This is a genomic window from Kordia zhangzhouensis (genome assembly GCF_001005305.1).
Classification (GTDB): Bacteria; Bacteroidota; Bacteroidia; order Flavobacteriales; family Flavobacteriaceae; genus Kordia; species Kordia zhangzhouensis.
Genome location: NZ_LBMH01000003.1, coordinates 109693 through 124827, shown reverse-complemented (window position 1 = coordinate 124827; position 15135 = coordinate 109693). Strand labels below are relative to the sequence as shown.

The 15135-nt window shown below is 33.5% G+C and carries 14 protein-coding genes; 11 read left to right on the top strand and 3 right to left on the bottom strand.

What is annotated here, in order from left to right; translation table 11 throughout:
* Positions 1 to 2 precede the first annotated feature (2 nt).
* The 11 genes from AA088_RS03905 to AA088_RS03855 all read left to right on the top strand — a co-directional run bounded on the left by AA088_RS03905 (position 3) and on the right by AA088_RS03855 (position 12329).
* The gene (locus AA088_RS03905; RefSeq protein WP_046743650.1) at positions 3 to 635 is read left to right on the top strand and encodes an NADH:ubiquinone reductase (Na(+)-transporting) subunit D; all 633 of its coding nucleotides are present in this window, start codon (positions 3 to 5) and stop codon (positions 633 to 635) included.
* A 71-nt stretch (positions 636 to 706) separates the two neighbouring features.
* Positions 707 to 1426 (top strand): NADH:ubiquinone reductase (Na(+)-transporting) subunit E, encoded by a 720-nt coding sequence (nqrE, locus tag AA088_RS03900; protein ID WP_082106554.1) that lies wholly within the window; start codon positions 707 to 709, stop codon positions 1424 to 1426.
* Between the two features lie 4 nt (positions 1427 to 1430).
* Positions 1431 to 2741, top strand: coding sequence for an NADH:ubiquinone reductase (Na(+)-transporting) subunit F (gene nqrF, locus AA088_RS03895; protein ID WP_046743648.1), 1311 nt, complete (start codon positions 1431 to 1433; stop codon positions 2739 to 2741).
* A 133-nt stretch (positions 2742 to 2874) separates the two neighbouring features.
* Positions 2875 to 5640 (top strand): alpha/beta hydrolase family protein, encoded by a 2766-nt coding sequence (locus AA088_RS03890; protein WP_046743647.1) that lies wholly within the window; start codon positions 2875 to 2877, stop codon positions 5638 to 5640.
* A 212-nt stretch (positions 5641 to 5852) separates the two neighbouring features.
* Positions 5853 to 6317 (top strand): Na(+)-translocating NADH-quinone reductase subunit F, encoded by a 465-nt coding sequence (locus tag AA088_RS03885; RefSeq protein ID WP_316931673.1) that lies wholly within the window; start codon positions 5853 to 5855, stop codon positions 6315 to 6317.
* 2 nt (positions 6318 to 6319) lie between these two features.
* Positions 6320 to 7348 (top strand): FAD:protein FMN transferase, encoded by a 1029-nt coding sequence (locus AA088_RS03880; protein ID WP_046743646.1) that lies wholly within the window; start codon positions 6320 to 6322, stop codon positions 7346 to 7348.
* A gap of 121 nt (positions 7349 to 7469) precedes the next feature.
* Positions 7470 to 7718 (top strand): class I lanthipeptide, encoded by a 249-nt coding sequence (locus tag AA088_RS03875; RefSeq protein WP_046743645.1) that lies wholly within the window; start codon positions 7470 to 7472, stop codon positions 7716 to 7718.
* A gap of 114 nt (positions 7719 to 7832) precedes the next feature.
* Positions 7833 to 8081, top strand: a complete 249-nt coding sequence (locus AA088_RS03870) for a hypothetical protein (RefSeq protein WP_046743644.1) — start codon at positions 7833 to 7835, stop codon at positions 8079 to 8081.
* A 162-nt stretch (positions 8082 to 8243) separates the two neighbouring features.
* Entirely contained in the window at positions 8244 to 11168 is a 2925-nt protein-coding gene (locus AA088_RS03865; RefSeq protein ID WP_046743643.1) for a sensor histidine kinase, read from the top strand.
* An 18-nt stretch (positions 11169 to 11186) separates the two neighbouring features.
* On the top strand, positions 11187 to 11942 hold the full coding sequence (locus tag AA088_RS03860) for a LytR/AlgR family response regulator transcription factor (RefSeq protein ID WP_046743642.1): 756 nt from the start codon (positions 11187 to 11189) through the stop codon (positions 11940 to 11942).
* A gap of 204 nt (positions 11943 to 12146) precedes the next feature.
* Positions 12147 to 12329 (top strand): hypothetical protein, encoded by a 183-nt coding sequence (locus tag AA088_RS03855; RefSeq protein WP_156168394.1) that lies wholly within the window; start codon positions 12147 to 12149, stop codon positions 12327 to 12329.
* Between the two features lie 806 nt (positions 12330 to 13135).
* On the opposite strand, the gene AA088_RS03850 is transcribed toward AA088_RS03855, so the two are convergent.
* Genes AA088_RS03850 through AA088_RS03840 form a run of 3 tightly spaced genes read right to left on the bottom strand, consistent with a single transcriptional unit; the run spans position 13136 to position 15132 of the window.
* The gene (locus tag AA088_RS03850) at positions 13136 to 13903 is read right to left on the bottom strand and encodes a class I SAM-dependent methyltransferase (protein ID WP_046743640.1); all 768 of its coding nucleotides are present in this window, start codon (positions 13901 to 13903) and stop codon (positions 13136 to 13138) included.
* A 12-nt stretch (positions 13904 to 13915) separates the two neighbouring features.
* Complete coding sequence (map, locus tag AA088_RS03845) at positions 13916 to 14725, bottom strand: type I methionyl aminopeptidase (protein WP_046743639.1); 810 nt, start codon at positions 14723 to 14725, stop codon at positions 13916 to 13918.
* Positions 14722 to 15132, bottom strand: coding sequence for a BT0820 family HAD-type phosphatase (locus AA088_RS03840; protein ID WP_046743638.1), 411 nt, complete (start codon positions 15130 to 15132; stop codon positions 14722 to 14724). The genes map and AA088_RS03840 overlap by 4 nt, the downstream gene beginning before the upstream one ends.
* Between the last annotated feature and the right edge of the window lie 3 nt (positions 15133 to 15135).

Sequence of the window (15135 nt, the reverse complement as noted above, 5' to 3'; positions counted from 1 at the left end):
TCATGGGAAAAGATAGTAAGTTAATTTTAGACCCATTAGCAGACAATAACCCAATTACTATTCAGGTATTAGGAATCTGTTCTGCGCTAGCTATTACGGCTGAGTTAGAAGCTTCAATCGTAATGTCTATCTCGGTATTATTCGTATTAGGTGTAGGAAATGTGGTAATTTCATTAATGCGTAATATCATTCCGTCAAAAATTAGAATTATTGTACAGCTAATTGTAGTTGCAACACTAGTAATTATTGTTGATTTGGTGCTGAAAGCCTTTGCGTATGAATTGAGTAAAACACTTTCGGTATTCGTTGGATTAATTATTACAAACTGTATCATCATGGGGCGTTTTGAAGCGTTTGCGTTGGGTAACGGACCATGGAGATCATTTTTGGATGGAATTGGAAATGCGCTTGGATATGCAATCATCTTAATTATTGTAGGATTCTTTAGAGAATTGCTAGGTTCAGGAACACTTTTAGGAATGAAAGTTCTAGGAGATCCAATTGAAAAAACTGGGCTATATGCTATCGGATATGAAGACAACGGATTCATGTTATTATCTCCAATGGCATTAATCGTAGTTGGAATCATTATTTGGGTACAACGTTCAAGAAATAAATCTTTAATAGAAGACTAAATGAAGTAATGAGCTATTATAGAAATGAGATGTCTCAATGCTAAATTGCTCAAAACTCAATACTAAAAAATATGGAACACGTAGAATTATTTTTCAAATCAATATTCATAGACAACATGGTATTTGCAACCTTCTTAGGGATGTGTTCGTACCTTGCAGTATCTAAAAAAGTATCTACTGCTGTTGGACTAGGAGCAGCCGTGATTTTCGTACTAACCATTACAGTGCCGTTAAACTGGTTATTAGATCAATACATATTACAACCAGGTGCTTTATCATGGTTAGGAGAAGAATACGCTTCGTATGACTTAAGTTTCTTGTCGTTTATCATGTTTATTGCAACTATTGCAACTATGGTACAATTAGTAGAAATTGTTGTCGAAAAGTTTTCACCTTCGCTATACAACTCATTAGGAATCTTTTTACCATTAATTGCGGTAAACTGTGCAATCTTAGGAGGTTCGTTATTCATGCAATCTAGAGAAATTGCTACATTAGGTTTGGCAACTACTTATGGTATCGGTTCTGGTATCGGATGGTTTTTAGCAATCTTGGCTATTGCTGCTATTCGTGAAAAAATCAGATACTCTAGTGTGCCAGCTCCATTAAGAGGGTTAGGAATTACATTTATCATCACTGGATTAATGGCAATTGGTTTTATGAGTTTTGGAGGAATGTTAACAGGAGGCGATGAGCCAACTGAAGCAAATGACAAAGCAGCTCAAATTGAAACGGTACAAGATAACAGTGCGACAAAAGAAATCGCTAACAATACAAAAGTAATCGATTAATAATATGATATTAGCAGCAAGTACAACAGGAACGATTATAGCAACAGTAAGTGCCTTTTTACTAATCACCTTAGTATTAGTCTCTTTATTGTTGTTTGTAAAACAAAAACTATCTCCATCTGGTCCTGTAAAGATCACAATTAATGGTGAAAGAGAAATCGAAGTAGCATCAGGAGGTACGCTTTTATCTACATTAGGAAATGAAAAAATATTCTTACCATCTGCTTGTGGAGGTGGAGGAACATGTATTCAATGTGAATGCCACGTACTAGAAGGTGGTGGAGAAGCATTGCCAACAGAAACTCCTCACTTTACTAGAAAAGAACTACAACATGGAGCTCGTCTAGCTTGTCAAGTAAAAGTAAAGCAAGACATGAACATCACTATTCCAGAAGAAGTATTTGGAATTAAAAAGTGGGAAGCTGTCGTGGTTCGTAACTACAATGTTGCTTCTTTTATCAAAGAATTTGTTGTGGAAATTCCTGAAGATATGGACTACAAAGCAGGTGGGTATATTCAAATTGAAATTCCACCATGTGAAGTAAAATATGAGGAGATTGACATCACGGCACACCCTGAAGAGCATGAAAGACCAGACAAGTTCCAAGCAGAATGGGATAAGTTCGGATTATGGCCTTTGGTAATGAAAAATACAGAAACAGTAGAGCGTGCCTATTCAATGGCGTCGTATCCAGCAGAAGGACGTGAGATTATGTTGAACGTTCGTATTGCAACTCCGCCTTGGGATAGAGCCAAAAATCAATGGATGAATGTAAATCCAGGAGTTGCTTCCTCGTACATCTTTGCACGCAAACCTGGTGACAAAGTAGTAATTTCTGGACCTTACGGTGAGTTCTTTATCAATGAGTCTAATGCAGAAATGCTATACGTTGGTGGAGGAGCAGGAATGGCACCTATGCGTTCGCACTTATACCACTTGTTCAAAACGATAAAAACTGGTAGAAAAGTTACTTATTGGTATGGAGGACGTTCAAAACGAGAGTTATTCTACATTGAACACTTTAGAGAATTAGAGAGAGACTTTCCAAACTTTAAATTTTACATGGCACTTTCTGAGCCATTAGAAGAGGATAACTGGAAAGTGAAAAAAGATATTCACGATGAAGAAGGTGATGGTTTTGTTGGATTTATACACAATTGTGTAATTGACAATTATCTAAATCTTCATGAGGCACCAGAAGATATTGAACTATATTTCTGTGGACCACCATTAATGAACCAAGCTGTTCAAAAAATGGGAGAAGATTTCGGTATTCCAGATGAAAACATTCGATTTGATGATTTCGGAGGATAAACCCAATCATTTCAAAAACATAAAAGACCGTCATTTATTGACGGTCTTTTTTTATGCGGTTCTAATTCGTAGTAATTATCTTCATAAAAAAGAATAATCTCCTTATATTTAAACCTTAATTTTCATCACAATCATGGGACGCAATATATTATCCTTACTCTTTATTTTTGTCTTTGGAATTCTACAAGCCCAAAAAAAGATAATAACGCATGCTGATTATGATTTGTGGAAACAATTACAAGAAACAAAAGTTTCCAAAACAGGAAAACTGATTCTTTCTACAGTAGTAACAGCAACTGATAGAGGAGATGGATATTTGCAAATATATAATACTAGGACAGGACAAAAGGCAAACTATTTTAATGGTAAGAATGGGGAAATTACAGATGATGAAAAATTTGTCATTTTTACGAAAGCACCTTCATATCAAAGCATGCGATTAGAAAAAAAGAATAAGGTTAAGAGTGAGGATCAAAAAAAAGAAGTGCTATATATTTATGATGTGGCAAATCATCAAATATATGACTCTATTGAACGGGTAAAATCATATAAAATAGGAGAAAAAAGCAACGACTACTTTGTTATAGAGAAATTCAAAAACAAAAAAAATACTTCACATAAAGATAGCTTACCAGCATGGAAATATAACTATGCAATTGTATATCACTTAGCGTCAAAAAAACAAGATACTCTATTCAATTTCAAAGAATATATTGTTCCTGAAAAGGGCACTGTTTTTTATTACACAACATTAGATGAAAAAAATAAAAAGAAGGCAAATGCTGTATGTGCGTATGATGCTAAAACTCATACGAGAAAACAACTAGACAGTTCTTTGTTTGACTATAAAAATCTTGCTGTAAATAAAGAAGGAACACAAGTGAGCTATATTGCTGAATATGACTCAGTAAAAGCAAATTCTGCGCGATACAAGCTTTTTCTTTATAAGAATAAAAAGTTACATGATTTAGTAGCGAAAGAATTGCAGTATTTTCAAGAAAAAGAAGAAATAAGTGGCAATCAACCACTCACTTTTTCCGAAGATGGAAAGCGATTGTATTTTTATACAAAACTCAAAAGCGAACATAAAAAAGATACCACATTACTAGATGATGAAATTCCTGAAGTAGATGTTTGGAGTTGGAATGATGAAAAAACTCAGCCACGCCAAAAAGTTTTGAGTAAAGAGCTTGATGAAGATACACGCTTGTATAGCTATGATATCCAAAATGAAAAAATAGTCAAACTGCAAGATGGTATCATTGACGAAATTGTATTGTCTGATAAATACGCTTCAAAATATGTACTGGGAATTGATTATTCTCCTTATGCAATAGAAACTTGGAAATCGCCCTGGGAAAAAGATTACTATGTAATCAATCGTGAAACAGGCGTTAAGCGGTTACTCTTTAAACAAACAATCACACAAGTAGAAATTTCCAAATCTGGAGACTATGGAATCTATTTTAATTATACTACTAATGATTGGTATTCGGTCAACCTAGAAACGTTTGAAAAACACAATCTTACGGAAGGTATAGAAGTTTCATTTGAAGATGAGGACAATGATGTTCCGGCAAAAGCCAATTTCTATGGATTAGGCGGCTATGATAAAAAAGGAAATATTCTCTTATATGATAAATATGATATTTGGAGTGTCCCTGTTGATGGTGCTAAAAAAGCAAAAAATATTACAAAAAATGGAAGGGAAAACAAAATTACCTACCGAACTCAACGAGATAAAGATGATGAATGGATGGCTCAATACATAGATGGTAAACTATTTATTGTTGCTTTTGATGAAACTTTAAAAGCAGATGCTATTTACTTATTAGATGGTAAAAGGTTAAGAGAATGTATAGCACCTAGCAACAAACAAATTTCTTCATTCGTAAAAGCCAAGGAAGCAAATGTTATGGCGTATCGAGTTGGAAATTTTAACGAAGCATATGACCAATACATAACGCTCAACAACTTTAAATCACATCAAAAAATCACAAATATCAATCCCCAACAAAAAGACTTCAAATGGGGAACTTCAGAATTGGTTTCTTGGAATGCCTATGATGGAACAAAACTAGAAGGTATTGTATATAAACCTGAAGATTTTGATCCTCAAAAAAAATACCCGATGATTGTTTACTTTTATGAAAGAAGCTCTCATAAACTAAATAATTACGTCGTTCCAAAACCAAGCGCTTCTACAGTAAACCCAACATATTTAGCAAGTAATGGGTATATTTTGTTTGTGCCTGATATTGTATACAAAGCAGGGCAACCAGGAGATGACGCATACAATTGTGTAATCTCGGGAGTAGAAATGATGGAAAAGAAAGGGTATATTGACAGTAGTCGTATGGCGTTACAAGGACAAAGTTGGGGAGGCTATCAAGTGGCGTACCTGATTACGAAGACTAATAAGTTTAAAGCAGCTATGGCGGGAGCGCCAGTAAGCAATATGACTTCTGCATATGGAGGCATACGTTGGAAAACTGGATATAGCCGAATGTTTCAGTATGAAAATACACAAAGTAGAATCGGGAAAAATCTATGGGAAGGCTTTGACTTATACATCAAAAATTCTCCATTATTCCATTTGCCAAATGTAGAAACTCCTTTGCTTATCATGCATAACGATAATGACGGAGCAGTTCCTTATTATCAAGGAATAGAACTTTTTATGGGAATGCGACGATTAAAAAAGCCTGCTTGGTTATTAGTTTACAATAACGAAGCGCATAACTTACGTAAAATGAAAAATCGTCAAGACCTTTCCATTCGAATGATGCAGTTTTTTGATCACTACCTAAAAGACAAACCAGCACCCGTATGGATGACGCAAGGAGTTCCAAGAGCAGAAAAAGGAATTAACTTTGGGTACGAATTGGATAAAAGCTAAGAAGAAAACAAAGAAAGGTTAAATTTTGTCAATTGAGTTTGCGTTTCTCTTTATCATTATAAAAAATCATCGCAAATCAACTCTCAATCAATCTCAAAATGAGGGTTGTAGAAATGTTTTTACGATTTTTCTTTTTTAAAATCAAAAAAGAAGTTTCAGCCGTTATTATACGATTGAATAGCAGTATCTTTGTATGTAAATACATTTCATAGATGAAAATTGAATTTCATCGATATTTATTAGAAAAAGAAAAAACACTTTACAAATTATCAACGAATCAATACTTTAGCAAGTATAGTAACTACAATGCGCGAATGGAGAAGTTAACAAAGCAAGAACTGCATAATCTTGCTATGAATATTGTGGGTAAGGAATTAGAAGCAAAAGGTTATGAATTTCTAGCCGTCAACAGTACACTTAATAAGCATCCTCAATTTGTTTGCATTGACAAAAACAATAAAAAGAAATTTATATTAGTAAAGGCAGTATCCTATCCTGATGACCCGAAAGAGTATGATGTGTTGTGGATGGAAACATTCAAGCAACATGTAGAGAAATTTGAAGCCGAACTTTATTTTGCGGGAGTTGGATTAGGTAACGCTGAAAATCCTTTAGAAGAAGTAATGAAAGATCAGCCATACATACTAGATTATGATGGTTTAATTCAAATTAAATAAACATGAAAGCAATTACATTTCCCCTATACATATGTATAGCTTTTTTAATGACCTCCTGTGTCAACAAACCTAAAGACGTAATTATGCGTGCTAATACTGGCTTTGCTTTAGGAACTACGTATACAATTCAATACGAAATAGAAAATGAAAAACAAGATTTTCAAGAAGATATAGAAAATGTTTTTCATATTGTAAACAAATCAATGTCCGCTTACATTCCTACTTCAGACATTTCTAGAATCAATAGAGGAGAAGAAGGAGTTGTGGTAGATGATTATTTTAAAGAAGTGTATGAATTCTCCAGAGAAGTGTATCAAAAAACAGATGGCTACTTTGATCCAAGTGTGGGTGCTTTGGTAAACGCTTGGGGATTTGGTCCAGAAAAACCTATCAACAATCTTACAGGAAAACAAGTTGATAGTATTATGGAGTTTACCGGATTTGATAAGGTAAGTCTTTCTCCTGATAGGAAAATCTCTAAAGCACATCCGTCTGTAACTTTTGACTTTAATGCATTAGGAAAAGGATATGCGATTGATCTTATTGGGAAAATGTTTGATGAAAAAGGAATTAACAACTACATTATCGAGGTAGGAGGAGAAATTCTAACAAAAGGTAAAAATACCAAAAGGGTACAACCATGGACAGTAGCAATTGATAGTCCTGTGCAAGATGATGACGCAGAGCGTCAATACATGGAATACATTTTTCTAGAAAATAAAGCAATGGCAACATCTGGAAACTATCGTAAATTCAGAATTGACCCTGAAACAGGAGATCACTATGTACACATACTAAATGCAAAAACAGGCTATCCGATGAAGAATAATGTGTTGAGTGTTTCTGTAATTGCAGATAATTGTATGAAAGCAGATGCATATGCAACTGCATTCATGGTAATGCCATACGAAAAAACCAAAAAGTTATTAAGTGAATTGGAAGACGTTGATGCGTATGTGGTAAGTCGCGATCAATTTGGTAATATTCAAAAATATGTAACCAAGGGCTTTCAAGATTTAATCATTAAATAAGCGTAGTAAAACCAATGTAAAATGTTAATTAAGGTTTTAAAATACTTATCGTGAGGTTTTTATAGATAGGTTGTGGTTAAAATAGAAGTATTTTTAACACAAACTATCTAAAAATCATATCATGAAAAAAAAGAATTTAAAACACAGAGGACTTAGTTTGAACAAAAACATTGTTTCAAAATTATCTACTGACAATCTAAAAGGAGGAATCCGTATAGCAACTTTTTCTTGTTTTGCTGACGCAGACACCAATTGTGGAGCGGTTACAGGAACATGCCAAACAGCATTAGGATGCCCGTATACAGTTGATTGCGAACCAACAGAGTTGTGTATTCCTTCCATTTCATGTGAGCCTAACGGAATTTGCTAGCGATTTCTAAAATTGTTAACTACGGTTTTAGTGTATACTTTGTGAGGTTGTAATTCGTGTAAAGTGTTTATAATCATGTATATTAGGAATTAACCACAAAACTTAAACAATATCATGAAAAAAAGAAATTTAAAACACAACGGATTAAAATTGACCAAAAACATGGTATCTCACCTAAATTCAGCAGCAATTACTGGTGGACTTAGAACAGAATCATGTTTAGCAGACGCAGATACCAATTGTGCCACAGATGTATGTGGAACTAATATAGGTTGTCCAAGCGCAGGATGCCCAACGAATGGCTGTCCTCCAACAGGAAACTGTCAACCAAGTATTTCATGTGAACCTGTAGGGATTTGCTAATAAAATCGTATTCTTAAAAAAAGAAGGTCTGTAATTTTTATTACAGATCTTTTTTTATGTTTTTTACGTATCCTTTTTAGCAACTGAAATAGTACTTTCAAAAAGTAACACATAGCCTCTACATTATATATTGTAATTTTGAAAGTTAAAATGTGAAGTAACTTGATAAAAAAAATACACTGCTTATTTATTCTTCTGCTTTTCTATACTGCATATGGTCAGCATCCTATCTATACCCAATTCACAGAAAAAGATGGATTGCCAGATATAGAATTCTATAACGTGGTAGAAGATAGTAAAGGATTTATATGGTTAGCAGCCGACAAAGGATTTTATCGGTATGATGGAAACGAGTTCAAGATTTATACAAATAAGGAAAAACGTGGACTATCTGTTTTTGAACCACGTGAAGACCATAAAGGAAGAGTGTGGTGCTGTAATGTTTCAGGGCAATTTTTCTACGTAGAAAATGACAAGTTGGTTACCTTTATCGATCTAGGTCAAGAAATTAACTGGCGTTTGGGAAGTTTTCTCATTACCAAAACCCATTTGTTGGTATTTGCTTCGCGAGTAATCTATAAAATATCATTAGAAACCAAAAAAATTGAAGCTCGTGTAAAAGTTTCAGATGATTTAATTGGGTATCCTTACAAATATAAAGACGAAATATATATTACGACAGGAGAGAGTATCATTACACTAGATTTAGAATTAAATATTACTAAACGCATTACTTCAGAAGCAATCTATAATGACCTTCATCATCGAATACTTGGTAAGTCAATGATTATTGGCTACAAAAAAAAGACATATTTACGGTTTGTAGACAAAGAAAATAAATCAAGTCTATACATATTTGATGTGAATACCGGGCAGTATCAAGAGATTGAACTTATGGAGGAACTCAAGAATAGTTACATTGTTGCCGTTAGTTTCCATGATGATCAAATGCTTTTATCTTCATCAAGTGGTTTGTGGGTTTATGCCTTAGAAGAGAATCAAGTAGTGTATAAAAATAGATATTTTAAAAATCTATATGTTTCACAGTTAATCGTTGATAAAAACGAAAATTATTGGTTGACAACATTGCGTAATGGAGTTGTAGTAATTCCCAATATCAATAATTATTACTATGATTTTCCGGAAGAAATAAAAGATTTTAACTGTATTGAAAAAATCAATGAACACACATTCTTTTATGGGACAACCAATGGAAAAACAGGTTTTTATAATGTGAAAACACATACGTATCAAGAGACAGATTTACCAACCAATGCAAAAATAAATGCAGCACTGTATGATAAAAATCAAGAGCTACTTTATATAAGTTCAAAATCTAAGTCGTACATCTACGATTTAAAAACCAAAAGTTACCAATCGAATGATTTATTTAACAATGCCCTGAGCTTGTCTTATCTTAATGCTTTTGAATTTTTCTATACAAACTATAACGGAGGTGTTCGTATAAAGAATGGGAAGGAAATCATGCGTTTTAGGGGTGTACGTGGTTACAAAGGCTTTCATGATACGATTAGTAAACATAGTTACATATCCTACGTAGATGATTTTGTAAAGTTTGATGAAGATTTCAAAGCAACCAAAATTAGGTATCAAGGAAAACGAATTCATGCCATGGGAATTACAAAAACTAACGATGGAATGATTTGGGCATCTACCTTCAAAGATGGAATATATGGTATTCAAAACGATAGTGTCGTCATTAACTACTCTATTAAAAACGGACTGATATCCGATCGTACACAAACCATTCAGAGTGATGGAGATCAATTGTGGATTATTACAAATAAAGGAATCCAATTATTAGACACAAAAAGCAATACATTTAAAACGCTCACAAAAAGTGATGGTATAAACACTTTTTTAGTAAGTGATATAATTCCATTTAAAAATCATGTTGTATTTGCAACCAACAAAGGAATTTTTTCAATTGACCGAAAAACGGCTTTTCAGCCTAAAACTCAGCCTGAAATCTATTTTACAGGAATTCAAATCAATGAAAAAGACACATTGCTTCACAAAAAATATAGATTGCCTCACTATCAAAACGCAATCAAACTAAGTTTCAATGCCAATGGTTTTCGTTCTAAGGAACACATTCGTTATTTCAGTCGTTTACTAGGATATAAAGATGATTGGATTCCTGTAGATGAAGAAATCGATTTTGTAAAATATAATAGTTTACCCGTAGGAAACTATACTTTTCAAGTAAAAGCGGTGTCTACCTCTCTAGCAGGAGAATCTAAAATAGCAGCAATTAATATTGCAATTGAAAGTCCTTTTTGGAAACGAACATGGTTTATTTTAATTGTCATTTTTATACTGTTACTGCTCATAGTTCTGTATTATAGGACAATTTTGAGCAAGCGTGAGAAACAAAAAAATAAAGAACTAGAAAAACTGGCACAAGAGCGTGAACTTGTTTTCTTAAAACTTGAAAACTTGCGTTCACAAATGAATCCACACTTTATATTCAATGCGCTAAATTCCATTCAAGAATACATTATCCTCAACAAAAAAAATCTTGCAAGTGATTATCTGGGTAAATTTGCCGATCTAATTCGCACATACCTCAATCATAGTAATCGCGGAACAATCTCTTTACAGGATGAAATAGAATGTTTGCAAATGTATCTGGAATTAGAAAAATTGCGTTTTGAGGATAAATTACAGTACTCTTTTAACATTGCAAAGACTATAGACACTGAAACAGTCACGATTCCTACGATGCTTATTCAGCCATATGTAGAAAATGCTCTGAAACATGGATTATTGCATAAAAAAAATGATAGAAAGCTATACATTACTTTGCTTGGTTCGGATGTTACGGATGTAATTACTTGTATTATTGAAGATAACGGGATTGGCAGGGAGAAAGCAGTGGCTATAAAAGAAAAAAAAGATAAAATGCATCAATCGTTTGGAACACAAGCCACACAAGATAGATTGCATTTACTGAATTATGGAAAAGAAAAACAAATAGGAGTTTCAATAGAAGACTTGTACGATGTTCACGGGCAATCTTGTGGAACAAAAGTAATCATCACAATCCCTATAAAAAACCTATAAATAAAAAACCAAAAAACCATGAAAGCATTAATTATAGATGATGAGCGTAAAGCTAGAAACTTACTACATGTGTTGCTTGATGAAAATTGCCCTAACATAAAAAAAATATATGAAGCAGAAGATTTGTTAGCAGGTGTAGAACTCATCAAAAAAGAACAACCACATATTGTATTTTTAGACATAGAAATGCCACAACATTCGGGGCTAGAAATTCTTGATTTTATAGGAAAAGAACAGTTCAATTTTGAAATCATTTTTACTACGGCATACAGCGAATATGCAATTAAAGCCTTTGAGTTGTCTGCTATTGATTATCTCTTGAAACCAGTACGTGCTACACAAATACTAAATGCTGTAGAAAAAGCAATGGCACATATAGGCAAATCACAAATCAACATAAAACTAGAAGAACTCAAACAAAGTCTAGCTTCTTCAAACTTTCATAAAATTGGACTGCCATTTTCAGACGGTTTCAAATTTGTAAACTTCAATGAGATTATTTTGCTCGAAGCAGATGGAATGTATACCAAAATTACGACAATCAATAACTCGGAAATCTTAGTCAGTAAACCTCTAAAACATTTTGTATCTCTTCTAGAAAAAGTAACTGTTTTTTACAAACCACATCGTTCATATCTTATCAACTTAAAATTCATTAAAGAATATATCAAAAAAGATGGAGGATATATTGTTATGGATAATAATCAAACGGTTTCAATTTCTAAAGACAAAAAAGAAGAGTTCTTAGCTATTGTTCAAAACATTGGATGCTAGTTTAGCAATTCAAAACCTACTTTCAGCAACTAGCAATATATACAGCATGCTGCATACTTTTTGCCTTCGTAAATTATTAATTTTCAGGCTTGATGTTTTATAAAACGTCTATTACTCTTCTTTTTGACGCTTGTTTTTTTTCATTTATTTACTGCATTATTAATTGTAAAATCATTCATTATGAAAAAAAGAAATCTTAAATCTTTGAAGCTAAACAAAAAGTCTATTTCTAACTTTGAAGTTAATGGAGGAGCACTTCCTAGAACTCTTGCTTATTGTGATGTGCCTCCTTATACGGAAGGTGATAATTGTAATACGCTTGCGACAATAGCTGGTTTGGATTGTGTATATACAAATGTATTATGTGGTGATTCAAGATTATGTTAGTTTTAACGTATTAATCGTTTAATTTTAAGCGAACTTCGGTTCGCTTTTCTTTTCTCCTTACTTTATATACTACAGAAAGTAATACACTTTTGGATGGATGAACTATACGATGCAACATAACAATAGAAGTACTAAAGATTGTGGCTGTGCAATTATAAGGGACAAAGCGGTGACTAGAGTAACCAAACGTTTTATCAAGCAATAATTTATAGTTTAGTTTTTACTGTTATCCTGCGATAGTTACTATCGCAGGATTTTTATTTCGAAATACAACTAAAGAATCATATGTTAGACACGTGTTAAGAAATTTAGGTGGAGTATCGAGTAATTAAACAAAAATCAACTTTCAGCAACTTAAAAAACACTTTCAGCAACTATTGCCATTGTTGATAAATCATCTCATGTATTTTAGATTACGAAACAAAGGATAGGGGCTTTTTATACAGAAGAAAGCATCACTTTCTTAATTATTTACAAGAGAATCTTTACGATAAAGATTCTCTTTTTTGTTTTATAGCTTTTCAAATGGAATATAGCACCTTTGCATAATTATTTTTCCTCTTCATCAAATGTTGCTTAAGTGTTCTAAAAAAATAAATGGAAGAATGAATCTTTGTCAAGTTGGTTGCTTTTGAGAAGAGCAGAAACTAGGGTGTTTTTTTAAGCAATCTCGCTGCGCCCGATTTGGCATTTTATATTCAAATCGCAATTTGGAAATACTACTGTGAAGGAAGTATTTGAGCTTACAATTTACGGGAACGAGAGATTTAGGAAGAATCTCATAGTTGATTACTAAAACCTGCTACTTACTTCTTAAAACACACAGGAATAATTTCGCCTTCCATTAAGCAATATCTTTCAATCTCTTCGGGAGTGAAATGATTGGTATAGGATACTTCTTTAACGGTAAAACCTACGCTTCTGAGTTTGTCAAAATAATCGAGTCCATACACACGCACATGGTCATACTGCCCAAAGATTTTAGTTCGCTCTTTTTTATCGGTGATGGAATCATCTTCAAAAGTTTTTTTGCGTTCCAAATCTTGCGGAATCTGTAAGATAGCCATGCCATTTGGTTTTAATATGCGATACAATTCTTCCATGGCTTTGGTATCGTCAGGAATATGTTCTAATACGTGGTTGCAAAGAATGGTATCAAATGAATTGTCTTCAAAAGGCAAATCACATATATCTGCTTTTACATCTGCCAAAGGAGAAAAAAGATCGGTTGTAGTATAGTCTAAATTTTTCTGTTTCTTGAAACGTTTATAAAATGCTTGCTCAGGTGCAAAGTGTAATACTTTTTGAGGTTTGGTAAAAAAGTCTGTTTCATTTTTTAAATACAGCCACAACAACCGATGACGTTCTAAGGATAGTGTGCTTGGAGACAGTGCATTTTCTCTATTGATTGCATATCCATAAGATAGGAATGATCGAAAACTTTTTCCATCAATAGGATCGGTATATTTATTACCTTTTAATACCAGTGTAATGATTGGGCGAATCCAATAACTCATTTTAATTAAAAGAGGTCTTGGAATGTTATTGAGTATATATTTAAAAAGTTTTCTCACTAAAGTAAAGCCTTATACTTTTTGTTTAAACTCTTCCTCTTCATTACTTTCAATGCCTAATGCATCATAAATATATTGGAAAGTAGAAAGCAATTCTGGTTTTCCGTCAATTATAGCTACGTCATGTTCAAAGTGAGCACTAGGTTTTCCATCGCGCGTTAAAATAGTCCAACCGTCACGTAATTGTTTGATGTTTTTTGTTCCCATATTAATCATTGGCTCAATGGCAACAACCATACCTTCTACAAATTTTTTACCACGTCCACGACGTCCATAATTTGGCATTTCTGGATCTTCGTGCATTTTTCGTCCGAGTCCGTGTCCTACCAATTCTCTTACAACTCCGTAGCCATGTGCTTCAGTATATTGTTGAATGGCATGGCCTACGTCGCCCACACGATTACCTACTTTAAATTCTCGAATACCTACATATAGAGATTCTTTGGTTACTTGTAGAAGTTTTTCAGTTTCTGGAGCAATGTTACCCACCGCAAATGTATAAGCATGATCTCCATAAAATCCATTTTTCAAAGCACCACAGTCTACCGAAATAATGTCGCCTTCTTCTAAAGGAGTGTTGTTAGGTATTCCGTGTACAACTTGCGCATTAGGGCTCATGCATAAACTATTAGGGAAGTCATATAACCCAAGGAAAGCAGGCACTGCTCCGTGATCACGGATAAATTCTTCTGCTAGTTTGTCTAAATATAAAGAGGTAACACCTGGTTTAATTTCACTAGCAATCATTCCCAATGTTTGGGAAACGATATTTGCGCTATGGCGCATCAACTCAATTTCTTCTCGTGTTTTAGGTATGATCATTTCTTTAGAAAGGAAAACAATCCTTTTTTCTTTTTAAGGTTTACATTTGGTGTTTCGTTGGTAAGGAGTTGATATATTTTTCCCCAGCCAATAAAACCGCCAATATTTCTATCGTCAATAAAATAGTCAGCGTTAATTTTTCTGCTTAGTTTTCCTTCATAAACTTCTTCAGGATAGCTCTTATTTACAGCGTAAAAAGTAATGCCTTTTTCTTTACAAAAGGCTACTGCTTCTTCCAAATACTTTCCGCTTCGGTATGTCCACAAAATCAATCGATGTCCGTCTTGCTCTAAACGTTTGAGTGTTTCAAATGCAAAGATTTTCGGACTTCCAATTTTGGGATATGCATCTTCTACGATAGTGCCATCAAAATCTACGGCAATTAATAAGCTCTCTTTCACAATCATTCT

Bases quoted from the DNA above. Each gene is read 5' to 3' on its own strand.
- AA088_RS03905 (WP_046743650.1), top strand. From the start codon at position 3: ATGGGAAAAGATAGTAAGTTAATTTTAGACCCATTAGCAGACAATAAC.
- nqrE (WP_082106554.1), top strand. From the start codon at position 707: ATGGAACACGTAGAATTATTTTTCAAATCAATATTCATAGACAACATG.
- nqrF (WP_046743648.1), top strand. From the start codon at position 1,431: ATGATATTAGCAGCAAGTACAACAGGAACGATTATAGCAACAGTAAGT.
- AA088_RS03890 (WP_046743647.1), top strand. From the start codon at position 2,875: ATGGGACGCAATATATTATCCTTACTCTTTATTTTTGTCTTTGGAATT.
- AA088_RS03885 (WP_316931673.1), top strand. From the start codon at position 5,853: ATGAAAATTGAATTTCATCGATATTTATTAGAAAAAGAAAAAACACTT.
- AA088_RS03880 (WP_046743646.1), top strand. From the start codon at position 6,320: ATGAAAGCAATTACATTTCCCCTATACATATGTATAGCTTTTTTAATG.
- AA088_RS03875 (WP_046743645.1), top strand. From the start codon at position 7,470: ATGAAAAAAAAGAATTTAAAACACAGAGGACTTAGTTTGAACAAAAAC.
- AA088_RS03870 (WP_046743644.1), top strand. From the start codon at position 7,833: ATGAAAAAAAGAAATTTAAAACACAACGGATTAAAATTGACCAAAAAC.
- AA088_RS03860 (WP_046743642.1), top strand. From the start codon at position 11,187: ATGAAAGCATTAATTATAGATGATGAGCGTAAAGCTAGAAACTTACTA.
- map (WP_046743639.1), bottom strand. From the start codon at position 14,725: ATGATCATACCTAAAACACGAGAAGAAATTGAGTTGATGCGCCATAGC.
- AA088_RS03840 (WP_046743638.1), bottom strand. From the start codon at position 15,132: ATGATTGTGAAAGAGAGCTTATTAATTGCCGTAGATTTTGATGGCACT.